The following is a 25620-nucleotide window of genomic DNA, read 5'->3' as shown; positions in this document are numbered from 1 at the left end:
GTCGCGGCGTGGCCGCGCTCAGCTCCAGGGGACGAAATGCTCCGGAAGGAACTCCAGCCCGAAGCCCGGCGCGTCCGTGGGCGCGATGCGCCCGTTCACCGGCGCGGGCAGGCCCGGAAACGGGTTGGCCTGCGCCAGCGGCACGCCGGGCGCCGAGGGCAGCCAGTACTCGGCGACCGTGGATTCCGGCATGGCGAAGGCGAAGTGCAGCCCCGCCGGCGTGCTGCCGCCGGCATGCGGTACGGTGGCCAGCCCCGCGGCCTCGGCGATCGCGTAGATCTTCAGCCCTTCGGTCAGGCCGCCGCACCAGCGCAGGTCGGGCTGCAGCACGTCGACGCCGCGGTGCTCCACCAGCTGGCGAAAGGCGTGGCGGCCGCGATGGTCCTCGCCGGCGGCGATCGGCAGGGTCGGGCAGGCGCGCTTGAGCTGCGCGTAGCCCTCCAGATCGTGCGGCGGCAGCGGCTCCTCGAACCAGCGCAGCCGGTAAGGGTGCAGCCGCTCCATCGCGCGGAGGGCGAATTCCACGTTGAACGACATGTTGGGGTTCAGCATCAGCTCGGCATCCGGCCCTACCGCTTCGCGCGCCGCGGCGACCTTCTCCTCCAGCCGGTTGAGGCCGGCGAGGCCGTCGTCGTAGTGGACGGGATTGCTGATCTTGAAGGCGCGGAAACCCAGTTCCACCGCCCAGTCCAGGTCGTCGGTGGTGGCGTAGAGTTCCACCGCATCGCGGCAGGGACCGCCGAGCAGGCGGTACACGGGCTGTTCCAGCAGCTTGCCCTTGAGGTCCCACAGCGCCTGGTCCACCGCGCTCTGCGCCGCCGCGGCCAGCCCGCCCGCCCCGAAGCGCTGCGCGTAGCGCCACATCAGGTCGTTGTGCAGCTCCGTCGCGAAGCAGTCGCGCCCCACCAGCAGCAGCGCGAAGTGCTGCGCCACGATCGGCGCGACCAGGTTGCCCCAGTGCGACTGGCCGATGCCCCAGCTGCCGTCTTCCGCCGTGACGCGCACCCAGATTTCCGGATGCAGCGCGCCCGGCACCTGGTGCACGAGGCGCGGGAATTCCGGGTAGCGGGCCAGGGGAAAGGCGTGCGGCGCGCTGCCGAGATAGCTCGGGCGTCGCGCCGCCGCGGCGTGGTCGCGCCGCGGCAGCACGCAGCGCCACGCGTCGATGGAGGCTATCCGCATGGGGGCGCCGCCATCACGCCAGCGGCGGCCGGCGCCGGTGCCAGTCGGTGTCCCGCTGATAAGCGTCCGCGACCTTGAGCACCCGGCCTTCCGCGAAGGGCCTGCCGGCGATCTGCAGGCCGATCGGCAGCCCGTTGGGGTCGAAGCCAATCGGCAGGCTGACGGCCGGCAGGCCGAGATAGTTGAACAGGCGCGTGTTCACGCCCAGCGCCTCGGTGGCCGCCGGGGTGCCGGCCCCGCCCGCATCCACGTCCGTGGCCGCCAGGGTCGGCAGGCAGCCGGGGATCGTCGGCATGGCGATCACGTCCACCGCGTCGAAGACCTCGGCCGCGAAGGCGCGCAGGATCGGCCCGCGGGCGCGCAGCGCCTCGACGTAGAGCGGCGCCGGGATCGCGTAGCCGCAGTAGATCTTGCCGCTGAGCGAGGGGCCGTAATCGGCGGGGCGGGTCCGCATCCAGCGCTCGTGCACCGCGGCCCCTTCGGACCGCATGATCACGATCAGGTAGGCGGTCGCCGCGGCGGCGTAGGGCAGGAGGATGGGCACCAGCCGGGCGCCGCGGGCGGCCAGAACCGCGGTGGCGGCGTGCACGGCGGCCTCCACCGGCGTGCCTTCGCCCAGGAAGCCGTTGGTCGGCACGCCGACGCGCAGGCCGCGCAGGTCGCCATCCAGGGCGGCCTCGTAGTCCGGCACCGGCTCGGCGCTGGCCGTCGGGTCGGCGGGGTCGGCGCCGGCGATGATGCGCAGCACCAGCGCGCAGTCCCGCGCCGTCCGCGCGAGCGGGCCGACATTGTCGGCCGAGAAGGAGAGCGGCATCACGCCGGCGCGGCTGATGCGGCCCTGGGTGGGCTTCAGGCCGGTCACGCCGCAGGCCGAGGCCGGCAGGCGCACGGAACCCCCGGTGTCCGAGCCGAGGGCGGCATACGTCATGCAGGCCGCCACCCCCGCCCCCGCACCGCTGGACGAACCGCTGGGGATGTAGTCGAGGTTCCAGGGATTGCGGGTATGGCCGAAATGCGCGTTGTGGCCGGTGGGGTTCTGCGCGAACTCCGCCATGTTGAGCCCGGCGAAGGCGAAGGACCCGGCCGCCCGGAGGCGTTGCAGCACCGTGGCCGTCACCGCCGGCACGTGGTCGCGCAGGATGGCGGAGCCGCAGGTGGCGGGCCGCCCTGCCTGGTAGTACATGTCCTTGTGCGCCAGCGGCACGCCGTGCAGGGGCCCGGTCGGGCCGCCGGCGGCGAGCGCGGCATCGGCTTCCCGCGCGGCAGCCTGGGCGCCGTCGCGGTCGATCCAGGTCAGCGCGTTCAGCCGCGCGCCGTGCCGGTCCACCGCCGCCAGGCAGGCGTCCAGCACCTCGGCCGAACTCGCGCGCTTCGTGCGGATGGCCGACGCGACCTCGGCCAGGGACAGCGTGTGCAGCGCGGTCACGGGTCTTCCTTCAGGTCACGCAGGGCCACTTCGAAGCCGGCCGGCTCGTCCTCGAAGCGCAGGCGGTCCCGCAGCGCGCGCGTCTGCTCGATCGCGGCCGCGAGCCCGCCGAGGAAGCCCAGCGCCGCGTCGTTGGGCGGCGCGATCCCGTAGACCAGCTCGATGTAGCGGCTGGCCTGTTCGGAAAACTCGTCCATGCGAAGCTCCTTCGTCCGGCGCCAGTGTGCGGGCAATGCCCTGGCCAGGCCAGCACCGGGGCAGCGCGCCGCCACCGGTTCCCGGCCCCGTTCCGCGCCCCTAGCCCGAGGCGACGAAGGCGTCGGCGAAGAAGTCGGCCGCCGGCAGTCCGTGCAGGCGCGTGAGGGATTCGCGGGCGGAGGCCACCATGGCGGGGCTGCCGGAGGCGTAGACCTGCATCCCCGACATGTCCGGATGGTCCGCCGCCGCCACGGCCTGGACCCGGCCCGTGCGGCCCGGCCAGGACGGGTCCGGTCGCGACAGCACGGGTTCGTAGCGGAACCCGGGGAGGCGCCGGGCCCAGCGCGCCGGCAGCTCGGGCAGGTAGAGATCCTCCGCCCGACGACCGCCGCGATACAGGGCCATCGGCCGCGTCCAGCGGCGCCGCACCGCTTCCTCCAGGATGGAAGCGACGGGCGCGAAGCCGGTTCCCGTCGCGAGCAGGACCAGCGGCCGCGGGTCCTGCCCACCGGGCTCCACCTCGCCGAAGGGCAGGCGCAGGCGCAGCACGTCCCCGGGCTGCAGCGCGCGCAGCACCCCGTCGGAAAAGGCGCCGCCGGGATGCTCGCGGACATGCAGCTGCACCCCGTCGCTCTCGGCCGGGGAGTTCGCCAGGGAATAGGACCGCCGCTCGCCGTCGGGCAGCAGCACTTCCGCGTACTGGCCGGCGCGAAAGGCGACGCGCTGGCCGATGGGGAAGCGCAGGTGCAGCCGCGTCACGCCGGGGGCCACGGACTGCTTGCGGAACACCCGCGCCGAAATCTCCCGCGGCTGCCCGATCCCGAGCGGGCGGGAAATGCGGCGCGGCGCGATGGTCAGGTCCGAGCGCGGCCGTGCCGTGCAGAACAGCGCGTCGAAGGCGCCCTCCGCCGCGGAACGGACGCTGCCGGAAGCTTCCACCGCCCCGGCCGACACCTTGCCCTGGCAGGTGATGCAGACGCCCTTGCGGCAGGAATAGGGGATCTCGAAGCCGGCGCGCTGCGCGGCTTCCAGGACGGTTTCCTCCGGCCCGCAGGGGAAGCGGTGGTCGCTGTGCGCGACCTGGATGGTCCAGGCCACGGCGCTAGAGCGGCAGCGCCAGCAGCGTGTCGACGCGCGAGCTGTCGCAGACCACGATCCGCTCCGCCAGCTTGGGCGTGCCCGTCCCGTCGTCGCGCCACAGGTCGAGGTAGCGGCCGGTGGCGAAGAGGTCCGTGGCGCCGTCGCGCATGATGCGCGCCACCAGGAAGGGCGTTTCGCTGCGCACCCCCTCCGGCCCTTGCCCTTCCAGCAGCGGCAGGCCGAGCACGTGCCGATAGGAATGCCGCTCGTAGATGTTGGCTTCCCGCAGCGCCGCCACGCGGTCTTCCAGCATGCCGCGGCTGTCGGCCCAGATGATGCCGGCGGCGAAGCCGAGGCGGTGGTTCTCCGCCGTGGTGATGCGGTACGCGCAATCCTCGGTGAAGAAGCCGGGCCAGGCTTCCAGCTGGTCCGTGTCGATGCAGCGGGCGTAGCGCGCCTGCACCGCCATGATGTCCAGCAGCTGCACCGCGTCGCTCACAGCCCGGTATGCTCCCGGTAGGCCTTCCAGAAGCCGCGCACGGAGGCCTCGGTGGCGCGGGTGCGGGTGCTCTCCGCGTCCGTGCCGCCCATCTCCAGCACCGCGTGCCGGTCGGAGGCGCCGACCACGCCGCGCTGCACGAAGCCGCCGACGCAGCCATCCTCCATCGAAACGTAGCCGGCGGGGCCCACGAGGTTGCCCTGCTTGAGCCGCATCTTGCGCAGCGCCGGCGTGTCGTCCTTGAAGCCGATATAGGTCCAGTGCAGGTCCGTGCGGCCCACGCCGCGCGGCACCACCTGGCGGATCGCCAGCGCGTTCTGGATCTGCTGCAGCACGAAGCCGGGAAACACCGAGAGGATCTGCAGCGTCACGCCGTCGCCGAACTCGTCCTGGCCTTCCAGTACGCTGGGGTCCTTCAGGCGGTAGTCGCTTTCCGAGCGGATGTTCTGCGCGGCGTAGTCGCTGGCCGCCTTGGCCTTGGCTTCCGCCTCGCGGTCGATGGCGGAAAAGGACACGTGGTTGCCGCCGGATTCCGAGACGATCAGCCCGCCCTTCATGTTCAGCTTGTTCAGCTCGAAGGTGGTGAAGAACAGGTGCAGCAGCGAGGCATGGTAGCTGTCGCGCACGTTCTCCACGTAGAGCTTCCAGTTGTTGGGCAGCGCCTGGGTGAAGCGGCCGATCACCTCCACCTCGCGCCCGCCCAGCACGCGGTCGATCCGGTCCAGGATCTCCTCGCCCAGGTATTCCTCGATTGGCGGCACGGTGTCGGAGGCGGACGCGAAGACCAGCCCGTGCACCACCGCCGTGCGCAGCTTGCGCGGGGAATGGTCGCCCATGCGAAAGCACTCGGGCATGCCGCCCTGGCCGTTGATGCCGTCCTTGAAGGCCACGCCCTTGAGGTTGCCCTGCAGGTCGTAGCTCCAGGCGTGGTAGACGCAGGTGAACTCCCGCGTCTTGCCGAAATCCTCCAGCGCGATCAGCGCGCCGCGGTGCACGCAGCGGTTCTCGAAGGCGTAGATCTCACCGTCGTGGTCGCGCACCGCCAGGATCGGCACGCCGCCCAGGGTGGTGGCGCGGTAGTCGCCGGGCTCGCGGATCTCGGCTTCCAGGCAAAGGTAGTTCCAGGTATCGCCGCGGAACACGTGGGTCTGTTCCAGCGCGGCCACGTCGTCGCGCTGGAACACCCAGTAGGGGACGCGGGTCAGCCCTTCCGGCCAGGAAACTTCGGGGGGCGGCGTGAGCAGGGCGGCCGGGCCGGGCAGGTTGTGGTCGGGCATGGCGGAGGCTCTCCCGTGCTTTATTCGACGGACACGTTGGCGCGGCGGACCAGGGCGCCCCAGCGGGCGCGCTCAGCCACCACGAAGGCGGCGGTTTCCTCCGGCGTGCCGCCCACCGTGGTGGCGCCCAGCTCGCGGAAGCGGCGCTGCACCTCGGGGTCGCGCAACACCTGTGCGAAGCCCGCGGCGATGCGCGACACGGCCGCGGCCGGCGTCCCCGGCGGCGCCGCGGCCCCGAACCAGGCGTAAGACTGGAACTCCGGCAAGCCGGCCTCGGCCGCGGTCGGCACGTCCGGGATTTCCGGGGCGCGCTCGGTGTCGGCCACCACGATCATGCGGACGCGCCCCGCCTGGTGCTGCGCCAGGGCGCCGGTGACGTTGGAGAAGATCATGTCCACCCGGCCACCGACGATGTCGGTCAGGGCCGGCGCCTCGCCGCGATAGGGAACATGGACCAGCTTGGTGCCCGTCAGGTCCTGGAACAGCGCCCCGGTGAGGTGGGAAGTGGTGCCCACGCCCTGGGACGCGAAGGTCATGCTGTCCGGCCGTTCCTTGGCCCGCGCGATCAGCTCGCCCAGGGTACGGATGCCGCTGGCGGGCGAAACGATGGCGACGTTGGGCGTCTTGCACAGCACCGTCACGGGCACGAAGCCCTCGGGGTCGTAGCCGAGGTTGCGGAACAGGAACTGGTTGATCGAGAGCGGTCCGGCCGGCGTGACCAGCAGCGTGTGCCCGTCCGGCTCCGCCCGGGCGACGGCCGCGGCGCCGATATTGCCGCCGGCTCCCGAGATGTTCTCCACCACCACCGGCTGGCCCCAGATCGGCCGCAGGTGATCCGCCGCGATCCGGGCCGAGATGTCGTTGGACCCGCCGGCGGGAAAGGGCACCACCACGCGCACGGGCCGGGACGGAAACGGCCCGGCCGCGGGCTGCGCCAGGGCCGCCCGCGCCGGCAGGGACGCCGCCAGGGGCAGCAGGAACATCCGGCGGCGCGCGATGCTGTCCACGGGCAGGTTTCCTTCCCATCCGGGCTTGACCGCCCGCGTTGTGTTCGGATACCGAACAATACTCTTGATTTGCGAACTTTTGCCCCGCGGGTCGCCAGGCGTCAACACGCGCTCCGCCCGGCCACAGGGGGTTTCTCGATGGCCGATGGCGAACGCCGGGAAGCGATGGCCGGGCTGGCGAAGGGCCTCGCCATCCTGGAATGTTTCGGCGCGGGCACGGCGCAGCTTACCCTGGCGGAAGCGGCGCGCCGGGCCGGCCTGTCCCGCCCGGCGGCCCGCCGTTGCCTGCTGACCCTGCTGGAACTCGGCTACGTCGCGCAGGATGGGCGGCACTTCACTCCGCAGCCGCGGATGCTGCGCCTGGGCTACGCGTTCCTGTCCGCCACGCCGCTGCCGCGCCTCGCACAGCCGGTGCTGGAAGCGGTGCAGGCGGCGACCGGGGAAGCGGTCTCCCTCGCGATCCTGGACGGGGCGGAAACGGTGTTCGTGGCCCGGGCCGCGCCGCAGCGGATGGTGTCGGTGGGTCCCGGCGTCGGCTCCCGGCTGCCGGCCTGGTGTTCTGCCACCGGCCGCGTGCTGCTGTCCGGGCTGCCGGCCGAGGCCGCGGCAGCCCGGTTGCAGGGCATCGAGTTCCGCGCGCTCACGCTGCGAACGGCGGTCGCGCCCGCCGCGGTGCTGGCGCGGATCGAGGAGGCGCGGCAATCCGGCTTTGCCCTGTGCGACGAGGAGCTGGAGCTGGGCCTGCTGTCCGCCGCCGTGCCGGTGCGGGACCTGTCCGGCGCGGTGGTCGCGGCCATGGCCGTCAGCACGGCCCCCAGCCGGCGCAGCCTCGCCGAGCTGGGGCGCGACCTGCTGCCACTGGTGCTGGAGGGCGCGGCGCGGCTTTCCGCCCGGCTCTGAAGCAGTGGCCCTGCGCCGCACGCCCCGGCGGCAGCCCGGGGACGTCGCGGCAGGGGTTGCAGGATCACTCGATGGCCACGCCGGCGGACCGGATGACCTCGCTCCACTTGGCGGTTTCGGCTCGCAGGAAGCGGGCAAGCTCGGCCGCCGTGCCGCCGACGGGTTGCGCGGCCAGTTCCGTGAACTTGCGCACCACTCCTTCCTGCCGCACCGCCTCGGCCGCGGCGTGCTGGACCGCCTTGATCACGGCGTTCGGGGTGCCGCCGGGGGCCACGAAGGCCACCCAGGTGCTCGCCAGGAAGTCGGGCAGGCCCGCCTCCCCGAGCGTGGGGATCTCGGGCAGCCCGGCGACCCGCCCCTCCGCCGCGATCCCCAGGATCCGCACGTTGCCGGCCCGGTGCTGCGCGACGGAGGAGGTGACGTTGTCGAACATCAGGTCGGCCCGGTCGCTCATGATGTCGGCCAGCGCGGGCGCGGTGCCGCTGTAGGGCACGTGGACCATCCGGGCGCCCGTGCGCATCTGGAACATGTGCGCGGTCAGGTGGGAGGTCGAGCCATTGCCCTGGGACGCGTAGCTCATGCCGTTCGGCTTGCTCTGCGCCATCGCGATCAGCTCACGCACCGAGGCATTGGCCAGGCCCGGGCGGACCACCAGCCCGTTGGGCATCGTGGCGAGCAGCGAGATCGGCGCGAAGGCGGCGGGGTCGTAGTTCAGGCTGCGGTACAGCGTGGCGTTCACCGCCAGGGGCCCGGGCGCGCTCGCCATCAGCGTGTAGCCGTCCGGCTCTGCCATCGCCGCGGCCTTGGCGCCGATATTCGCCCCGGCCCCTGCCCGGTTCTCGATCACCAGCGGCTTGCCCCAGGCCGCGGACATGCGTTCGGCCACGATGCGCGCGATCGCATCCGTGGTGCCGCCGGGCGGATAGGGAACGATGACCCGGACCGGCCGGTTCGGGTAGTCGGCCGCCACGCGCTGGGCAAGGGCGGCATTCCCGCGCGCGGCCGAAGCGGCCACGACGCCGAGCAGCAACGGCCTGCGTTTCACTCCGCTTCCTCCAGCCATCAAACGGCTTCTTGTTGTCCACGAGGAAATCGCCCGGTAGAATAGATGTCAAGTCAAGGATCGCTCGGGCGCCCTACCCCCGGCAGCGACGGGGCCGCACGGGCGGCGCGGAACTTCGCCCGGCACAACAAGAACACCAGGGAAGAGGACGTCGCAGCATGCCGGAGATTGCAGCCAGGTCGCCGCAGCGGGACCCCGCCTCCCTCGTCGTTCCGCGCGCCTCCTTTCTGCGCAACACCTGGTACGTCGCGATGTGGTCGGAGGACCTGCCGGCCGGGACGCCCAAGGCCCGCACCATCTGCAACGAGCCGCTGGTCTTCTTTCGCCGCGAGGATGGCGGCGTCGCGGCCCTGGCCGACCTGTGCCCGCACCGCTTCGCCCCGCTGAGCATGGGCAAGATCCTGCCCGGCGATCGGATCATGTGCCCCTATCACGGGCTGGAATTCGCCCCCGACGGCGCCTGCGTGCGCAACCCGCACGGTAACGGCACCATCCCGTCGGCCGCCCGCGTGCGCTCCTTCCCGGTGGTGGAGAAGCATTCCATGCTGTGGATCTGGATGGGCTTCGCAGCACCCAAGCCGGAGCTGATCCCGGACTACGGCTGCTTCGACCGCGCCGATCCGCTGCACGTGTCCAAGCGCGACTACCTGCGGATGGCGGCGAACTACGAGCTGATCACGGACAACCTGCTCGACCTCAGCCACACCACCTACGTGCACGAGGGCATCCTGGGCAGCCAGGAAACCGTCGCGGCGGAGGTGAGCGTGGAGCAGGAGGGCAACACCATCATCGTCCGGCGCTCCGCCACGGAAACCCCGGCGCTGGGCATGTTCAAGCCGCTGCTGCCGCATCCGGTGGAGCGCGGGCAGAAGTGGAACTCCATCCGCTGGGACGTGCCCGGCTGCCTGATGGTGGATGTCGGCGTTTGCGAAACCGGCGCTGCCCCGGAAAGCGGCACCGGCTTCTTCGGCGCGCATATCCTGACGCCGGAAACCGACCGCACGACGCACTACCATTTCGCGGCGGTCCGCTGGAACGTGCTCACCGACGGCGACGAGGTGAACGCGCAGATCCGCGACCACCTCACCAGGACCCGTCGCTTCGCCTTCGAGGAACAGGATGCGCCGGTGATCGAGGCGCAGCAGCGGGCGATGGATGCCGCGCGCGCACCCCTGCGCCCGGTCATGCTGTCCATCGATGCGGGCCCGGTGCGCTACCGGCGCGTGCTGGAAAAACTGATGCGCGAGGATGCCGCGGCGGAGCTGCAGGACACCGCGGCGGAATAGCGGGCGGCCAGCGCCGCGGCCGTTCGCGTTCTCCGGCCGTGTCGACCCCGGCCGCCCATGAACCCGTGCTTGCGAGCCACGTTGCCGCGCCACACTCTTCCTTCCCGGTCCGGATCTTGCAGGCATTCGGACGGGCAACACGGTTCGACAGGGCGGGAGATGGCAGGTTCGCGCGCGGCAACACCGGTGGAGCGGCGGCACGGCGCGGTGCCTGCGGGCCCAGGGACGGGCAGCCTGAGAAAGGCCCTGCGCCTGATGTCCGAGCTCGCGAGCGCGGGAGAGGACGGTTTGCGCCTCACCGAGGTGGTCGGCCGCACCGGCCTCGACCCCTCCACGGCGCACCGCATGATGGCCTGCATGGTGGCCGAGAACTTCCTGCAGAAGGATGAGCGGAAGCGCTACCGGCTCGGCCGGCGCGTGTTCGAGCTCGGCCTCGCCGCGGAAAGCCTGTTCGGCGAGAACCGCCGGGCGCAGCTGCCGCTCGAACGCCTGGCCGCCCGGATCGAAGCGGTCGCCATCCTCAACCTGCGCAGTTCCGGCGAAACGGTGTACCTGAACCGCATCCAGTCGCCGGAGCCGGTGGACAAGCTGCACGGCACCGTCGGCACGCGGTTGCCGATCGGGATCGGCGCCGGCGGGATCGCCCTGCTGGCCGCCATGCCGCCGGAGGAGGCCGAGGCCATCCTGCTGTCCAACGAGAAGCAGTACCGCCGCTTCGGCCGCAACACCTCCGCCATCCTGCGCGGCCGCCTGGCCCAGGCCCGGAGCAACGGCTTCGCCGTCACGGAAAGCTTCTTCCGCCCCGGCACCAGCGCCCTGGGCATGGTGCTGCCCGCCTGCACGGGCATGCCGACCCTGGCGCTCGGCGTGGTCGGGCCCAGCCTTGGCTCCGGCTCGATGGAGCGCGTGCTGGCGGAGATGCGCAGCACGGCCCGCGAGATCGCCGCAGCACTGGATGCCGGGCCGGCCGGCTGACCCGGCCGGCCGCGGCGGCGCTCAGTACAGCAGCGCGGGGTCCAGCCGGTTGCGCATCGCCTCGGGCCGACCGTCCAGCCAGCAGCGCAGGTTGCCGCAGAATACCTCGGTGATCCGGGCATTCTCGCCGCGCACCGTGCTGGCGGAATGCGGGCTGATCAGCACGTTGGGCATGGACCAGAGCGGGCTCTCGGCGGGCAGCGGCTCCACCAGGGCGACATCCAGCGCCGCGTAGCCGACGCGGCCCTCGCGCAGCGCGGCGATCAGCGCGGCCTCGTCCACCACCTGGCCGCGGCCGATGTTGACGAAGGCGATGCCCGGCCGCATCGCCGCGAAGGCCGCCGCATCCACCAGCCCTTCCGTTTCCGCGGTGTGCGGCACGGTGACCACGAAGGCATCCGCCGCGGCCAGGGCCTCGTGCAGCTGCGCCACGGGCATCACGGCGTCGAACAGCTCCGCCTGCGCCCGCGGCTTGCCGGCATCGCGCGCCACCGCCACCACGCGCATGTCCAGCGCCTTGGCCACCCGGGCGCAGCCGCGCGCCAGGTCGCCCGCGCCCAGCAGCACCAGGGTGCGGCCGGCGATCTCCTCGTTGCACACGCGCTCCCAGCGGCGGGCGCGCTGCTCCTCCTCCAGGTGCCGGAGCCCGCGGAAATGCGCCAGCAGCGCCATGAACACGAATTCTGCCAGCGGCCGCGCGTGCACGCCGCGGGCCGTGGTGACGATCACGCCCTTCTCGCGCAGCCCGAGCCTGGCCACCGCCTGGCCGACGCCGGTGCTGGTGGTCTGCACCCAGCGCAGCCGCTCCGCCCGCGCGAGGTCCTCCGCCGCCGGCAGGTCCCACAGGATGTCGGCGCGCGCGATCCCGGCCTGCCAGCGCGCCAGCGCCTCGCCCGTGCGGGTGATCGGCTTGCCCTTGTGGTCGGCGATGTAGCGCGTTTCCGGCAGCAGCTCCGGCTCGAAGATCACCTCGATCCGGGGGTCCACCGCGCGGATGCGTTCCACGTGTTCGGGCTCCAGGGGAGAGGTGATGAAAACGGTGCTCGCGACGGTCATGGCAACACTCCTGGCAGGCTGGGCGCCGCGGCGCCGTTCGGACTGGGTGCGCACAGTCCTGCACGGCCACGCCGCCCACCTCAAGACCGGGCGGCAGTTCCGGGCCGCTCCCTAGGGCCCGGGCAGGAAGTGTCGGGGGTTGCCCCGCCCCAGTCTTGCACGGGGTGAGAGACAATCTCCTCCCGCGCCCGGCTTGCCGGATTGTGCCCCGTCCGGCCGCGTGATGTGTTCGCCGTCCCAGGGATGGCAGGGGTGCGGTTCCCGGCGTGGCCGGTGACACCGGGCTCCCACCCGGATGGTGGGCGCAGGATCGGGGTGGCAGGCCATGCGGGTGACGATCATCGGGGCCGGCGCGATCGGCGGCTTGGCCGGCGCCTACATGACGCAGGCCGGGCACGAGGTGCTGCTGGTGGACCGCTGGGCGGAGCACGTGGCGGCCATGAACCGCGACGGGCTCTTCATCGATGGCATCCGCGGCGAGATGCGCATCCCCGTCGCCGCCGTAACGCCCGACCGGCTGGAAGGCCCGCTGGAAGCGGTGCTGATCGCTACCAAGTCGCAGCACACGGCGGAAGCCCTGGAACTGGTGCTGCCGCGCCTCGCCCCGGACGGCTTCATCGTCTCCTTCCAGAACGGTTTCAACGAGCCCCTGATCGCCGAGGCGCTGACGCGGCACGGCCTGGGCGGCATGGAGCGGGTGATCGGCTCCATCCCGAACTACGGCGGCGCGCTGGTGGACCCGGGCCACCTGGAATTCGTGCATGAGGGACCGATCCAGCTTGGCGAGATGGACGGCCGCGACACGCCGCGGCTGCGCGCGCTGACGGCCATGCTGGCAAGCCTGACCACCGTGCAGCTATCCGACAACATCTGGGGGCAGATCTGGGCCAAGGAGGTGTATTTCGGCCAGATCGTCTTCACCGCCCTGGTGGACGCGCCGATCCACGACACGCTGGGAGTGGAACGCTACGCCCGGGTCGCCGGCGCCATCGTGCGGGAAGGCGTGGGCATCGCCGCGGCCAACGGCATCACGCTGCAGCCCTTCGACTTCTTCGACCCCGCTGTCTATCAGCCCGAAACCCCCGCCGACACGCGCCGTCTGCTGGACAACATCAACAAGGCCATCTGGCTGCTGCGCAAGGACCAGAAGCCGACCGAGCACCGCTTCCGCAAGCAGGGTTCCGGCATGTGGTGGGACATCGTGTACCGCAAGCGCAAGTCGGAGGTGGAGGCGATGCAGGGCAAGCTGGTCGCCTACGGCGACGCCACCGGCGCCGACACGCGCCTGAACACCAAGCTCTGTCAGATGATCTACGAGATCGAGGAAGGCCGCCGGCCGCTGGGCTTCGGCAACCTGGACGAGATGGAGCGCTACGTCGCCGCCATCGGCAAGGCCCTGCCGTGACGGCGGCCGGTTGAGCGCGTCGTGACCTCCCCTGCCGTCACCGACCTGCTGGACCTGCGCGGACTGCGCACCAGCTTCGCCGTGGAAGGCGGCGCGATCCATCCCGTGGACGGCGTCAGCTTCGCCGTGCGCCGCGGCGAAACCCTGGCCGTGGTGGGCGAGAGCGGCTCCGGCAAGTCGGTCACCAGCCTGTCGATCATGGGGCTGGTACCCTCGCCCCCCGGCCGCATCACCGCCGGCGAGATCCTGCTGCGCGGCAAGGACGGGCAGGTGGTGGACCTGGCCCGGCTGCCGGAGCCCGCGCTGCGGCGCATCCGCGGCAACGACGTCGCCATGATCTTCCAGGAGCCGATGACCAGCCTGAACCCCGTGCAGCGGGTCGGCGACCAGATCATCGAGGCCATCACCCTGCACGAGCGGATCGGCCAGCGCGCCGCCGCCGCCCGCGCGCAGGAGCTGCTGCGCCGGGTGGATATCCCCGACCCGGCGCGGCGAATGCTGGACTACCCGCACCAGATGTCCGGCGGCATGCGGCAGCGCGTGGTGATCGCCATGGCCCTGGCCTGCAACCCGGCCCTGCTGATCGCGGACGAGCCGACCACCGCGCTGGACGTCACCGTGCAGGCCCAGGTGCTGGCGCTGCTGCGCCGCCTGCAGGCCGAGGAAGGCATGGGCATCCTGTTCATCACCCACAACCTCGGCGTGGTGGCGGAGGTCGCGCAGCGGGTGGTGGTGATGTATGCCGGCCGGGTGCTGGAACAGGGCGGGGTGGTGGAGATCTTCCAACGGCCGAAGCACCCCTACACGCGCGGCCTGCTGGCCAGCCTGCCGCGCCTGGAAGGCCGCCGGGCCGGGCGCCGGGAACGGCTGGCCGCCATTCCCGGCAGCGTGCCCAGCCCCTTCCGCCTGCCGCCGGGATGCCCCTTCGCGCCGCGCTGCGCCCATCGCGTGGCCGAATGCGACGCTGCCCTGCCGGAGCTGGAAGCCTGCGGCGACGAACACCTGACGCGCTGCCTGCGCTGGCGGGAACTGCCGGCATGACCGCGCCGCTGCTGGAGGTGCGCGGCCTGCGCAAGCACTTCCCCGTGGGCGGCGGGGGATTCTGGAACCGCGGCGGGCTGGTGCGCGCGGTGGAGGAGGTCAGCTTCTCCGTCAGTGCAGGCGAGGTGGTGGGGCTGGTGGGGGAATCCGGCTCGGGTAAGACCACGGTGGGCCGCATGGTGCTGCGACTGATCGAGCCCACTGCCGGCAGCCTGCACTTCAACGGCACCGACCTGCTGGCCGCGGATGCCGACACGCTGCGCGGCCTGCGCCGGCGCATGCAGATCATCTTCCAGGACCCGCTCGGCAGCCTGAACCCTTGCATGACCGTGGGCGCCATCGTGGGCGAGGCCTTCGACATCCACGGCCTCGCCCGCGGGCGGGAGCGCACGGAGCACGTGGCCGCCCTGCTGGACCGCGTCGGCCTGCCGCCCGAGGCGATGGGCCGCTACCCGCACGAATTTTCCGGCGGCCAACGGCAGCGCATCGGCATCGCCCGTGCCCTGGCCGTGGAGCCCAGCTTGGTGGTGGCGGACGAGCCGGTTTCCGCCCTGGACGTGTCGGTGCAGGCGCAGGTCATCAACCTGCTGCAGGACCTGCAGGAACAGCTGGGACTGGCGATGCTGTTCATCGCCCACGACCTCGCCGTGGTGGAGCACATCGCCAACCGAGTGATCGTGATGTATCTCGGCCGCATCATGGAGATGGCGCCGAGCGAGGCGCTCTACGGCAACCCGCGCCACCCCTATACCGCGGCGCTGCTTTCCGCCGCCCCCACGCCGGACCCGCTGGCGAAGCGGGAGCGCATCGTGCTGCGCGGCGACATCCCCAGCCCGCTGAACCCGCCCTCCGGCTGCGTGTTCCGCACCCGCTGCCCGCACGTCATCCCAGCCTGCGCGGAGGTCGTGCCGCCCCTGGCGGAAGTGGCGCCCGGCCACTTCAAGGCCTGCATCCGCGACGACGTGTCCTGATCCGGTGGGGCGCGTCCCGGGAAGGGGAGAAGGAATTCTCCCCCTCCCGGACCCTCCCCCTCATCTTTTTTCGGGACGCTGCCGCGGTCAGGGCTGGAACGTCGGTCGCGCCGGAGGGCTATGCCCTCCGGCGACTACGGCACCAGCGCGCACTGCATAGATCGGAATTTCCTGGGCCGCAGGGCGGCGAAGGTGTCCACCCAGACCCGGCAGTTCCCGAAAGAAGATGAAGGAGGGTACGGGAGGGAGAATTCCTTCTCCCTCCCGGGCCAAGGGTGCTGCCCTCAGGCCCGGGCGTCCACCGCGTCGCGCAACCCGTCGCCCAGCGAGTTCACCGCCAGCACGGTGAGAAAGATCATCAGCCCCGGCGGGATCGCCAGCCAGGGCGCGCTGTCCAGCCACTGGCTGGCCTCGTTCAGCAGGTTGCCCCAGGTCGGCGTCGGCGGCTGCACGCCGAAGCCGAAAAAGGACATGGCGGATTCCAGCAGGATCGCCTGCCCCACCGTCAGCGTCGCCGACACGGTGATCGGCGCCACGGCATTGGGCAGGATGTGCCGCCAGATCAGCCGCCGGTCGGTGCCGCCCAGGGCGCGGGCGGCTTCCACGAACTCCCGCTCCCGCAGGCTGAGGAACTGGCCGCGCACCAGCCGGGCCGTGCTCATCCAGCCCAGCGCGCCGATGATCACGATCAGCACCGGCATGGTGGGCCGGATCAGCCCGGCGATCAGCAGGATCAGCGGCAGCGCCGGGATGGACAGCACCACGTCGGTGCCGCGCATCAGCACCGTGTCCACCCAGCCCCGGTAGAAGCCCGACACCGCCCCCACCAGCGTTCCCAGCGCCGTGGCCACCAGCGCGGAGGCCAGCCCCACTGCCAGCGACACCCGCCCGCCATAGAGCAGGCGCGACAGCGCGTCGCGGCCGAGCTGGTCGGTGCCCAGCCAGTGTTCCGCCGTGGGCGGGCCGGGCTGTCCGAACAGCTCGATGTCCTGCGCGTCGAAGTCGTAAGGTGCCAGGAAGGGCGAGAAGCCCACCAGCAAGGCTAGCACCACCAGGAAGCCCAGGCTCGCCACCGCCAGGCGGTTGCGCCGGAAGCGCTGCCAGATGCGCCGCGGCAGGCTTTGCGGCCGCGGCGGCGCTAGCACCACGCCGGCGATCATGGGACGGGCGGCGATCTCAGGGCTCCAGGTACCAGCGGCTGGTGTCGATGAAGTTGGTGCGGTTGGTGGGGTTGGACACGAAGTTCTTCAGCTTCTTGGTCACCGCGATCAGGTTGACATTGCTGGTGATCGGCACGACGGGCAGGTCGGTGCCCATGATGCGCTGCATCTCCTTGAACAGCGTCTTGCGCTCCGCCTCGTCCAGCGTGTGCTCGACCTTGTCCAGCACCGCGTCCAGCTCGGGGTTGTTATAGCCCATGCCGTTGTTGGGACCGTTGGAGCGATAGAACACGCTGTAGTTCGGGCTGGCCGAGGTCAGCCAGCGGCCGTAGAGCAGGTCGTAGCCACCCTTGTAGCGCGCCTCGCGGAAGGCCACGCCGCCCTTGTTGTCGGGGATCGCCTCGATGCCCACCGCCTTGAGGTTGGCGATCATCACCTGCTCGGCCAGTTCGTCGGCGGTCAGGCCGGCCTGGCAGACGATGCGGAAGCTCAGCCGCTGGCCACCCTTGGCGCGCACGCCGTCGCGGCCGGGGACGAAGCCCGCCGCGTCCAGCACGGCCCGCGCCCGGGCGGCATCGAAGGGATGATCGGGGGCGTCCGGGTCGTAATAGGGGAATGCCGGCACCACCACCGACTTTACCGGGAAGGGATAGCCGCCCAGCGCGCGGGCGATGGCCTGCTTGTTGATCGCGTGCGCCACGGCCTGCCGCACCGGCAGCTCGCGCAGGATCTCGTTGCGGAAGTTGAAAGCCAGGTACTGCCAAGACAGGAAGCGGTTCTGGATGATCTCCATGTTCGGCAGGGCGGCGATCTGCGGCGCCTGCGGATAGGGCACGGTGTAGGCGAACTGCACCTCCCCGGCCTTGAGCTGCGTCACCATCGCGTTCTGGTCGGGCATCGGCTTGAAGATGATACGGTCGAGATAGGGCAACGGATTGCCCGCCTCGTCCTTGCGCCAGTAGTTCGGGTTGCGCTCCACGATCACGTGCTGCCCGCGCCGGAACTCCTTCACCACGAAGGGGCCGGTGCCCACGGGCTTGTCCGCCCAGGGGCTGGAGTTGAGGTCCTGCCCTTTCAGGATGTGCTCGGGCAGGATGCCGATGGAGAACAGGGCGGAGGGAAAGGTCGGGGTCACCGTGTTGTAGTTCACCACCGCCGTCAGCGGGTCCGGCGTGTCCACGGATTCCACGTCCTGCGTGCCGTCCTTGGACTCGCCGATGAAGTTGGGGTCCTTGATGGCTTCCCAGGTAAAGCGCACGTCGGCCGAGGTGAAGGGGTGGCCGTCATGCCACTTCACGTCCGGGCGCAGCTTGTAGGTGATGGACATGCGCTGCCCGTCCGGCGACAGCTTGATCAACCCGTTCTCCACGGTGGGCACCTGCAGCGCCAGGACCGGGACGTATTCCGTCTTCTCGTTGGGCGCGATCAGCCCTTCCAGCACGGTCGCCTGCACGTCGCCCAGGAAGCCCGTGGCGTAGGGGTTGAGCGTATCGCTGTCATAGGGCAGCGCCACCGTCAGCGTGCCACCGCGCCGCGCGCCCTGCGCCAGTGCCGGGTTGAACCGCAGCAGCCCGGCGGCGCCGAGGCCCAGCGCCCCCTGCCAGAGGATGCGCCGCCCGATCGCCGTCGCCGGCCGCGACATGTCGTTGGAACGAGGATCCATGAGGCTTCACCTTCCGCCGCTGCAGCGCCGAGGCGCGCCAGCCCGGAGCGCCCGTTCTCACGACCACGATAGGGGCGGGCGAAACGCCGCGACAAGCCGAAGCCCCCGGCCTTGCACGATATGAGAGAGGAAGTTCCGGACCCGGGAACGGGGCGCGCTACCTTGTCGCAGCCAACCCGTCCGGCCGCGCCGGCGCGCGCCCCGCGAAGGCGCAGGAGACAGCATGCACCCCCTTACCGGCTACTGCGACCGCTGGAGCGTAAAGCCAGGTGCCCGACTGAGCTTCATGGTCAGCAGTGCCGACGGCCGCGCCTTCGACCTGCGCTTCGTGCGCCTGCTCTGCGCCGACCCCAACCCGCACGGGCCGGGCTACGAGGAGATCGCCATGCCCTCGTCGCTGGACGGCGAGCGGGACGGCCGGTTCCAGCCCGCCCATCCCGGCAGCTACGGCATGGCGCGGCGGGTGCCGCTGGCGCTGGCGGAGGGCGTGATCCTCGCCGTGACGCTCTGGCCCACCACGCCCCGCAAGGGGAAGCAGGGCCTCGTGTCCCTGGCCGGCGAGGGTTGGCGGCTCGGGCTCGGCATCGATGCGGCCGGGGGCGCCTGCCTGGAATTCTCTGGACCCGACGGCACGGTGACGCGCGCCGCCGTGCCGGTGCCGATGCTGGAACGCTGCTGGTACGACATCGCCGCCAGCTTCGACCCGGTGGCGGGGCTGCGCGTCGTGCAGCGGCCGCGGCGGCCCTACGGCACGATCGTGGATGCGGGGGAGGCCAGCGCCGCAGCTCCGGCGTCCCGTCCGACCGGTCCCTGCGACGTCATCCTGGCCGCCGCGCCGCCGCGGGACGCCGGCGGTCCCGTCGCGGACTGCTTCAACGGCAAGCTGGAACGTCCCTGCCTGTGGCAACCCCGCACCGGGCTGGAGGCCGTGCTGGAACGGCAGCGCGGTGCCCTGCCCTATCCCGGCAACCCCGACCTCCTGTTCTGCTGGAACGCGTCGCGCGACATCCCCGGCAACCACATCCCCGAGTTGCGGCCGGGCGGCGTGCCGGTCCGGCTGCACAACCTGCCGGCACGGGCCGTGACGGGCGCGTCCTGGACCGGCGAGGTGCACGACTGGACCCTGGCGCCGGACCAGTACGGCGCCGTGCACTTCCACGACGACGACCTGGGGAATCTCGGCTGGGAAGAAAGCTTCGCCCTGGACATCCCGGCTGACTGGCCGAGCGGCTTCTACGCCGCCCGCATCCGCAACGGCGCGGGGGAGGACATGATCCCCTTCTTCGTCCGCCCGGTAACGCCCCGGGCGGCTCTGGCCTTCCTGGTGCCGACCTATACCTACCAAGTCTACGGCAACCACGCCCTACCCGGCCGCGGCGCCGAGATCCGCGCGCGGGCGGAAGCCTGGGGGGCGCTGACGGAAACGCCGGACGGCAACCCGCAATTCGGCCTGTCGATGTACAACTCGCATTCCGACGGTTCCGGCGTGGCCTTCGCCACCATGCTGCGGCCGATGCTGGACACCCGGCCGCGGCAGATCGTGATGCTGGACCCCGGGGAGAACGCGTCCGGCACCTCGCGTATCTGCAGCGACAGCTACATCCTGCGCTGGCTGATCCATCTCGGCGTCGAGCACGACGTGATCACCGACCACGACCTGCACGAGGAGGGCGGCGCGCTGCTCGCCCCCTATCGCACGGTGATCGCCGCCCAGCACCCGGAATACCTGTCGGCGCGGATGATGGACGCCGTGGAAGGCTATCTCGAAGCCGGCGGGCGGCTGATGTACCTGGGCGGCAACGGCTTCTACTGGCGCGCCGAACCCTCGGAAGCCGAGCCGGACGCGCTGGAAATCCGCCGGGCCGAGGGCGGCATCCGCGTCTGGGCCACCGAGCCCGGCGAGAACCACCACGCCTTCGGCGGCGGCTTCGGCGGGCTGTGGCGGCGCATCGGCCGCCCGGCGCACCGGCTGGTGGGCAACGGCTTCTCCGCGCAGGGGAGGCAGCTCGGCTTCCCTTACCGTTTCACCCCGGCGATCCGCGATCCCCGCGTGGCCTTCATGACGGCGGGGCTGGACGCCGCGCCGGGGCAGGAATTCGGCGAGCGCGGCTTCATGGGCGGCGGCGCAGTGGGCTTCGAGCTGGACAGCGTCGATCCCCGCCTCGGCACCCCGCCGCACACGCTGGTGGTGGCCAAGGGCGTGGTGATCCACCCGGACTACCACATCGTCAACGAGGACCGGCTCGCGACGCGGCTGCCCAAGGCGCAGGAGGACTGGTCCTGCGCCGACATGCTGTTCTTCGAAACGCCGGCCGGCGGGGCGGTGTTCTCCGTGGGCTCCATGACCTTCGCGGGCAGCCTGCCGGTGGACGGCTACGGCAGTCCCCTCGCCCGCCTCACCGGCAACGTGCTGCGCCGCTTCCTGGACCCCGAGCCGTTCGTCTGAGACCGCCGGTTCAGCGCAGCTGGATGCGCGGGTCGATCAGGCTGTAGGCGAGGTCGGCGAGCAGGTTGCCCAGCACCAGGGTCAGCGAGCCGATCATCATGATGCCCATCAGCACGGGATAGTCGCGCGCGTTCATGGACTGGATGAACAGGCTGCCGATCCCCGGCCAGGTGAACACCGCCTCGGTGATCACCGTGCCGGTGAAGATGTTCACCAGGTCCAGCGCCACCACCGTGACGAAGGGCAGCAGGGCGTTGCGCAGCGCGTGGCGCACCACCACGCCCCGCGGCGACTGCCCCTTGGCCCGGGCGGTGCGGATATAGTCCTGCCGCATCACCTCGATCATGCTGGCCCGCATGTAGCGCGCCCATTTGGCGATGGTGGCGAAGGCCAGGATGGAGACCGGCATCACCATGTACAGCAGCCGGTCGGTGAAGGAGCCGTCGCCGATGGTCTCGGACCCGCCCGAGGGCAGCCAACGCAGCGTCACGGCGAAAACCAGCTGCAGCATCATGCCCAGCCAGAACACCGGCAGCGCGATGCCGGAGAAGCTGATCACCGTCAGCACGTAGTCCAGCGTGCTGTAGCGCTTCACGGCCGAGATGATACCCAGCGGCAGGGCCACCAGGAAGGCCACCAGCAGCGCCGTGCCGCCCAGGCGCAGCGTCGCGGGCAGGCGCTCGGTGATCTCCAGCAGCACGGGCCGCGAGGTGCGGATGGAATAGCCCCAGTGGCCCTGCAGGAAGGAGGACACCCAGCGGAGGTACTGCACGGGCAGGGGCTGATCGAGGCCGAGCGCCGCCTTCATCTCCGCCAGCGCCTCGGGCGTCACGCCGGGATTGTCGGCGTAGAAATCCAGCGGCCCACCGGGCGCCAGGTGGATCACCGAGAACAGCACCAGGGAGATGCCGAACAGCAGCGGCACCAGCGCCAGGGTGCGCCGCGCCAGGAAGTTCAGGACCATGCCGCACCGTCCCGATGCGGGGTGTCGCCGGCGCAGGCGGGTGCTGCGGGCGATGCGGATGTCCCGGATGCCGTCATGCGGAAAAGCATCGAACACTTCCCCCGGCGGGGGAAGCGGCCGCGGGCCGGTCTTGCACCATGAGGAATTCTTCGCCGTTGCCCGCCCGCGCGGCGGCGTGCTTGGCTCCGCGGCGCGGGGCACTGCGACCGGCCGATCGCCCGGGGGCGTCGCGCGCCGCGGCCGCAGGGAACGCCGCGGATCGGCGCGGTCCCGGTGGCGCCGCGTGCCGTGCCCGATCGCCGCGCCGCCCGTCCGGGCCCGCCGCCGCACCCACCAGGAGGTTTCCCCGAGATGGCAGAGCAGCCCGCCCGCCCGCAGCGTTTTTCCGGCAAGGTCGCGGTGGTGACCGGCGCCGGCAACGGCATCGGCCTCGCCATCGCGGAAGCCTTCGCCGCCGAGGGTGCGACGGTGGTGGTGGCCGACATCCACGCCGAAGCCGCGCAGCGCAGCTGCGCCGGGCTGGTGGCGGCGGGCGGCCAGGCCATCGCGGTCACCGTGGACGTGTCGGACGAGGCGCAGGTGGAGCGCATGGTGGCGGAGGTGCGCGAGCGGCTGGGCGGCATCGACATCCTGGTGAACAACGCCGGCGTCGTGCTGCACAAGCTGGTGGTGGACATGAGCCGCGCGGAATGGGACCGGCAGGTCGACGTGCAGCTGACCGGCCCCTTCCTGGTGTCCAAGCACGTCGCGCGGCACATGACCGAGCGCGGCCAGGGGGGCAAGATGGTCAACATCTCCTCCCTCTCGGCCATGATGGGGCGCGTGCGCGGCGCAGCGCACTGCGCCTCCAAGGCGGGGCTGGTGATGCTCACCAAGGTCCTGGCCATGGAGCTCGCGCAGCACCGCATCAACGTCAACGCCGTCGCGCCCGGGCTGATCGACGTGCCCGCCCAGCGCGACGAGCAGACCCTGTCCCTGGCCTATCGCGACAGCTACGTCCGCATGATCCCGCTCGGCCGCATGGGCGAAACGGAGGAGGTCGCCCGCACCGTGCTGTTCCTGGCGTCGTCCGAGGCGGACTGGATCACCGGGCAGCAGTTCCTGGTGGATGGCGGCACCATGGCCGGGCACTACGCCCTGGGCGAGCAGCACGACCACGCCGGCCCCGACGGCCATACCTGACCACCCACCGGCCTGCGAGGAGCCCGCCCATGCCCGACAGCGGCAAGCGCCATTACATCGCCGGGGCCCGGCTCCTCGACGGCACCGGCACGGACCACGGCGACCGCCCCTCCGCGCTGCTGACCGACGGGCAGCGGATCGCGGCGGTGGCGCCGGAGGCCGAGCTGGACTGCCCGGCCGACGCGGTGCGGCTGGACGCGGCGGGCCTGACGCTGATGCCGGGCATGATCGACTGCCACGACCACCTGGCGGCCATCGGCGGCAGCTGGGGCCAGCGGGCGCAGATCTCGCCCACCCTGGGCGTGCTCACCGTGGCCCAAACGCTGCACGAGATGCTGCTCACCGGCTTCACCTCCGTGCGCGACGCGGGCGGGCTGGATGCCGGCATGAAGCAGGCAGTGGAGCGCGGCATGATTCCGGGGCCGCGCCTGCAGATCAGCGTGAACCTGCTGTGCCAGACCGGCGGCCACAACCACCACATCGAGCCCGCCGGCATCGACCGCGACTTCCCCAAGCTGCCCTATCTGCCCGACGGCATCTGCGACGGCCCCGATGCCTGCCGCCGCAAGACGCGGGAGATGATCTTCGCCGGCGCCGACTGGGTGAAGTTCTGCACCACCGGCGGCATCTCCTCGCGCACGGGTGGCCCGCTGGTGTGCCAGTTCTCGCGGGAGGAGGTGCGCGCCATCGTGGATACCGCCCACACTGCCGGCAAGCCGGCCATGGTGCACGCCTATGGCGGCGAGGGCGTGGACATCGCCCTGGAAGCGGGGGTGGACAGCATCGAGCATGGCGCCGCGCTGACCGAGGCGCAGATCGAGCGCATGGCGGCGCAGGGCACCTGGCTGGTGCCCACCTTCGCGGTGTTCCGCAAGGTGCTGGCGATCCAGGCGGCGGACCCGGCCGCCCTGCCCGACTACGTCGCGCGCAAGGCCCGCGACCTGCTGGAGCGCCAAGCCGAGAGTTTCCCCAAGGCGGTGGCGGCGGGGCTGAAGATCGCCCTCGGCACCGATCTGGGCCCCTTCCAGCACAATCGCAACGCGGTGGAGTTCGGCCACATGGTGGAAGGCGGCATGACGCCGATGCAGGCGATTGTCGCGGGCACCGGTGCCGCGGCGGACTGCATCGGCCTGGGCGACCGGGTCGGCCGGCTGCGGCCGGGGATGCTGGCCGACCTGCTGCTGGTGGATGGCGACCCGCTGCAGGACATCCGGGTGCTGGAAGACCCGGCGCGGCTGCGGCTGATCATGCAGGACGGGGCGATCATCAAGCACGACACCCGGCCGCGCAAGGCGGTGATGCACCTGTCCTGATCTGACGGGGTAGGGAAGGCCGGGGGAGTGAACTCCCCCGGGCCCCCTCCTTTTTTCAGGGGTTCAAAGAGCGCCGCTGGCCACGGGCGCACCCCGAATTCCGAAAACAGAAGGGGGTCGGGGGATGCCTCTCCCCGGTTTCCTGCTTCCTCTGGGTCGAAACGAGGCTCGCCGGTATAAGGGAAAACGTCGCTCGCACGCGTCGGGAGGAGGCACATGAAGCTGGACGGGAGAAACCGCCCCCTGCGCCTGGGCGAGGGCCGGATCAGCGGCTACCTGTCGGTGGGGCTGGGGACGCTCAGCGTGCTGGCCGTGCTGTGCTTCATGTTCCCCGACTTCCTGACCACGCCCTCCCTGCGGGCCGGCTACGACCTGTCGGTGCTGCGGACCCTGTTGGCGGCGGGCATGGTGTTCTCGGCCGCCTTCGGCCTGCTGACCTTTGCCCTGAACCGGCAGAAACGCCTCGGCGCGCTGGGGCTGCTGCTGACCTGCCTGGCCATGTACCTGGGCGGCAGTTCGGTGCAGGTCGGGCCGCGCTACGACGCGCCGGGCTTCATCGGCCTGGACTGGTTCATCCTGGACCTCCTCGCCTCGGCCATCACCTTTATCGCGCTGGAGAAGATCGTGCCGCACCGGCGCGACCAGCCGATCCTGCGGCCCGACTTCTGGCACGACAGCCGCTACTTCATCTTCAACCACCTCGCCATCGGCATCTTCCTGTTCGTCAGCGTCCGCGCCGTGCCGTCGCTGTTTTCCTGGAGCGTGAATGCGGACCTGCAGGGCTGGTTCCGCTCCCTGCCCGGCCTCGTGCAGTTCGCCGTCATCCTGGTGACGGCCGACCTGATGGAATACGCCACGCACCGCGCCATGCACGAGGTGCCGGCCCTGTGGCGCTTCCACGCCGTGCACCACAGCGTGGAGCGGATGGACTGGATGGCCGGTTCCCGCCTGCACTTCCTGGAACCGCTGGTGACCCGCACGGCGGTGATGCTGCCGGCCTTCGTGCTGGGCGCCAGCGACACGCCGCTGCTGTGCTACATCGTCTGGGCGGGGTTCCAGGCCGGGCTGGTGCATTCCAATTTCGGGCTGGAATTCGGGCCGCTGAAATACCTCGTGGCCACGCCGCTGTTCCACCACTGGCACCACGGCAGCGACAAGGAGGCGATCGACATCAACTACGCCGCCCACCTGCCGGTGATCGACCGCATTTTCGGCACCTACCACATGCCCCCCGATCGCTGGCCGGAGCATTACGGCGTGGTGGGCGACCCGCTGCCCAAGGGGATCTGGCGGCAGTTCCTGTATCCCTTCCAGCGCAAGGCGCCAGCGCCGCCCCCGGTGTGAACCCGGGGCCGCCCCGCGCCGGCCCCGGCCTGGGTGGCGGTGCGGCCGCTCCCCCTCCCGCCATTCCCTACGGGTTCGTCCTCGCCCGCTCCGCCCCTGCCGCGGCGTGACGGTGCGAAACGTCGTGGCGGCAGTGACGGCGGCCACCCGCGCCCTGCCCTCCACCTGAACCACCCTGGCCC

Annotated in this window: 22 protein-coding genes; 10 read left to right on the top strand and 12 right to left on the bottom strand. The window is 71.4% G+C overall.

All coding sequences use genetic code 11. The features are described from left to right. Nucleotides 1–18: 18 nt before the first annotated feature. The 7 genes from ACLIBK_RS12985 to ACLIBK_RS12955 all read right to left on the bottom strand — a co-directional run bounded on the left by ACLIBK_RS12985 (nt 19) and on the right by ACLIBK_RS12955 (nt 6669). Entirely contained in the window at nt 19–1182 is a 1164-nt protein-coding gene (locus ACLIBK_RS12985; protein ID WP_415387685.1) for an enolase C-terminal domain-like protein, read from the bottom strand. Nucleotides 1183–1195: 13 nt separating this feature from the next. Next, nucleotides 1196–2608: an amidase gene (locus ACLIBK_RS12980; protein ID WP_415387684.1), complete on the bottom strand. Its 1413-nt coding sequence runs from the start codon at nt 2606–2608 to the stop codon at nt 1196–1198. Further along, a complete protein-coding gene (locus tag ACLIBK_RS12975) occupies nt 2605–2805 on the bottom strand; it encodes a hypothetical protein (RefSeq protein WP_415387683.1) in 201 nt (66 codons plus the stop codon). The genes ACLIBK_RS12980 and ACLIBK_RS12975 overlap by 4 nt, the downstream gene beginning before the upstream one ends. Nucleotides 2806–2905: 100 nt before the next feature. Next, a complete protein-coding gene (locus ACLIBK_RS12970) occupies nt 2906–3904 on the bottom strand; it encodes a 2Fe-2S iron-sulfur cluster-binding protein (protein ID WP_415387682.1) in 999 nt (332 codons plus the stop codon). A gap of 4 nt (nt 3905–3908) precedes the next feature. Next, on the bottom strand, nt 3909–4385 hold the full coding sequence (locus ACLIBK_RS12965; RefSeq protein ID WP_415387681.1) for an aromatic-ring-hydroxylating dioxygenase subunit beta: 477 nt from the start codon (nt 4383–4385) through the stop codon (nt 3909–3911). Continuing rightward, nucleotides 4382–5662, bottom strand: a complete 1281-nt coding sequence (locus ACLIBK_RS12960) for an aromatic ring-hydroxylating dioxygenase subunit alpha (RefSeq protein ID WP_415387680.1) — start codon at nt 5660–5662, stop codon at nt 4382–4384. The genes ACLIBK_RS12965 and ACLIBK_RS12960 overlap by 4 nt, the downstream gene beginning before the upstream one ends. 20 nt (nt 5663–5682) lie before the next feature. Next, the gene (locus ACLIBK_RS12955) at nt 5683–6669 is read right to left on the bottom strand and encodes a Bug family tripartite tricarboxylate transporter substrate binding protein (protein ID WP_415387679.1); all 987 of its coding nucleotides are present in this window, start codon (nt 6667–6669) and stop codon (nt 5683–5685) included. Between the two features lie 138 nt (nt 6670–6807). On the opposite strand from ACLIBK_RS12955, the gene ACLIBK_RS12950 reads away from it, so the two are divergent. After that, on the top strand, nt 6808–7569 hold the full coding sequence (locus ACLIBK_RS12950) for an IclR family transcriptional regulator C-terminal domain-containing protein (protein ID WP_415387678.1): 762 nt from the start codon (nt 6808–6810) through the stop codon (nt 7567–7569). Between the two features lie 64 nt (nt 7570–7633). Here ACLIBK_RS12950 and ACLIBK_RS12945 read toward each other — a convergent pair whose 3' ends face one another. After that, nucleotides 7634–8614, bottom strand: a complete 981-nt coding sequence (locus tag ACLIBK_RS12945; protein ID WP_415387677.1) for a Bug family tripartite tricarboxylate transporter substrate binding protein — start codon at nt 8612–8614, stop codon at nt 7634–7636. Nucleotides 8615–8790: 176 nt separating this feature from the next. On the opposite strand from ACLIBK_RS12945, the gene ACLIBK_RS12940 reads away from it, so the two are divergent. Next, nucleotides 8791–9918: a Rieske 2Fe-2S domain-containing protein gene (locus ACLIBK_RS12940; RefSeq protein WP_415387676.1), complete on the top strand. Its 1128-nt coding sequence runs from the start codon at nt 8791–8793 to the stop codon at nt 9916–9918. Nucleotides 9919–9975: 57 nt separating this feature from the next. Beyond that, complete coding sequence (locus tag ACLIBK_RS12935; protein WP_415387675.1) at nt 9976–10893, top strand: IclR family transcriptional regulator; 918 nt, start codon at nt 9976–9978, stop codon at nt 10891–10893. 21 nt (nt 10894–10914) lie between these two features. On the opposite strand, the gene ACLIBK_RS12930 is transcribed toward ACLIBK_RS12935, so the two are convergent. After that, nucleotides 10915–11949, bottom strand: a complete 1035-nt coding sequence (locus ACLIBK_RS12930) for a D-2-hydroxyacid dehydrogenase (RefSeq protein ID WP_415387674.1) — start codon at nt 11947–11949, stop codon at nt 10915–10917. 325 nt (nt 11950–12274) lie between these two features. On the opposite strand from ACLIBK_RS12930, the gene ACLIBK_RS12925 reads away from it, so the two are divergent. The 3 genes from ACLIBK_RS12925 to ACLIBK_RS12915 are packed head-to-tail and all read left to right on the top strand — an operon-like array spanning nt 12275 to nt 15366. Beyond that, the gene (locus ACLIBK_RS12925) at nt 12275–13354 is read left to right on the top strand and encodes a ketopantoate reductase family protein (RefSeq protein ID WP_415387673.1); all 1080 of its coding nucleotides are present in this window, start codon (nt 12275–12277) and stop codon (nt 13352–13354) included. 21 nt (nt 13355–13375) lie between these two features. Then, nucleotides 13376–14395 carry an ABC transporter ATP-binding protein gene (locus ACLIBK_RS12920; RefSeq protein WP_415387672.1) on the top strand — a complete coding sequence of 340 codons (1020 nt, stop codon included), beginning with the start codon at nt 13376–13378 and terminating at the stop codon, nt 14393–14395. After that, on the top strand, nt 14392–15366 hold the full coding sequence (locus tag ACLIBK_RS12915) for an ABC transporter ATP-binding protein (RefSeq protein ID WP_415387671.1): 975 nt from the start codon (nt 14392–14394) through the stop codon (nt 15364–15366). Before ACLIBK_RS12920 ends, ACLIBK_RS12915 begins: the two co-directional genes overlap by 4 nt. 284 nt (nt 15367–15650) lie before the next feature. Here ACLIBK_RS12915 and opp4C read toward each other — a convergent pair whose 3' ends face one another. Together opp4C and ACLIBK_RS12905 are read right to left on the bottom strand one after the other, a co-directional pair. Beyond that, on the bottom strand, nt 15651–16526 hold the full coding sequence (opp4C, locus tag ACLIBK_RS12910) for an oligopeptide ABC transporter permease (RefSeq protein WP_415387670.1): 876 nt from the start codon (nt 16524–16526) through the stop codon (nt 15651–15653). A gap of 16 nt (nt 16527–16542) precedes the next feature. After that, a complete protein-coding gene (locus tag ACLIBK_RS12905; protein WP_415387669.1) occupies nt 16543–18189 on the bottom strand; it encodes an ABC transporter substrate-binding protein in 1647 nt (548 codons plus the stop codon). 223 nt (nt 18190–18412) lie between these two features. On the opposite strand from ACLIBK_RS12905, the gene ACLIBK_RS12900 reads away from it, so the two are divergent. Continuing rightward, nucleotides 18413–20635 (top strand): N,N-dimethylformamidase beta subunit family domain-containing protein, encoded by a 2223-nt coding sequence (locus tag ACLIBK_RS12900; RefSeq protein ID WP_415387668.1) that lies wholly within the window; start codon nt 18413–18415, stop codon nt 20633–20635. 10 nt (nt 20636–20645) lie between these two features. Here the strand turns inward: ACLIBK_RS12900 and ACLIBK_RS12895 are convergent, their stop codons facing one another. Further along, nucleotides 20646–21599, bottom strand: a complete 954-nt coding sequence (locus ACLIBK_RS12895) for an ABC transporter permease (protein WP_415387667.1) — start codon at nt 21597–21599, stop codon at nt 20646–20648. A gap of 351 nt (nt 21600–21950) precedes the next feature. Here ACLIBK_RS12895 and ACLIBK_RS12890 point away from each other — a divergent pair, with 351 nt between their 5' ends. The 3 genes from ACLIBK_RS12890 to ACLIBK_RS12880 all read left to right on the top strand — a co-directional run bounded on the left by ACLIBK_RS12890 (nt 21951) and on the right by ACLIBK_RS12880 (nt 25438). After that, the gene (locus tag ACLIBK_RS12890; protein ID WP_415387666.1) at nt 21951–22781 is read left to right on the top strand and encodes an SDR family NAD(P)-dependent oxidoreductase; all 831 of its coding nucleotides are present in this window, start codon (nt 21951–21953) and stop codon (nt 22779–22781) included. Between the two features lie 29 nt (nt 22782–22810). After that, on the top strand, nt 22811–24094 hold the full coding sequence (locus tag ACLIBK_RS12885; RefSeq protein ID WP_415387665.1) for an amidohydrolase family protein: 1284 nt from the start codon (nt 22811–22813) through the stop codon (nt 24092–24094). Between the two features lie 216 nt (nt 24095–24310). Further along, nucleotides 24311–25438: a sterol desaturase family protein gene (locus tag ACLIBK_RS12880; protein WP_415387664.1), complete on the top strand. Its 1128-nt coding sequence runs from the start codon at nt 24311–24313 to the stop codon at nt 25436–25438. Nucleotides 25439–25620 lie beyond the last annotated feature (182 nt).

Origin of the sequence: Roseomonas sp. BN140053, assembly GCF_047690175.1 — a bacterium.
Lineage (GTDB): Bacteria > Pseudomonadota > Alphaproteobacteria > Acetobacterales > Acetobacteraceae > Roseomonas.
The sequence above is the reverse complement of the archived record's forward strand: the minus strand, read 5'-3'. Positions and strand labels throughout refer to the sequence as shown.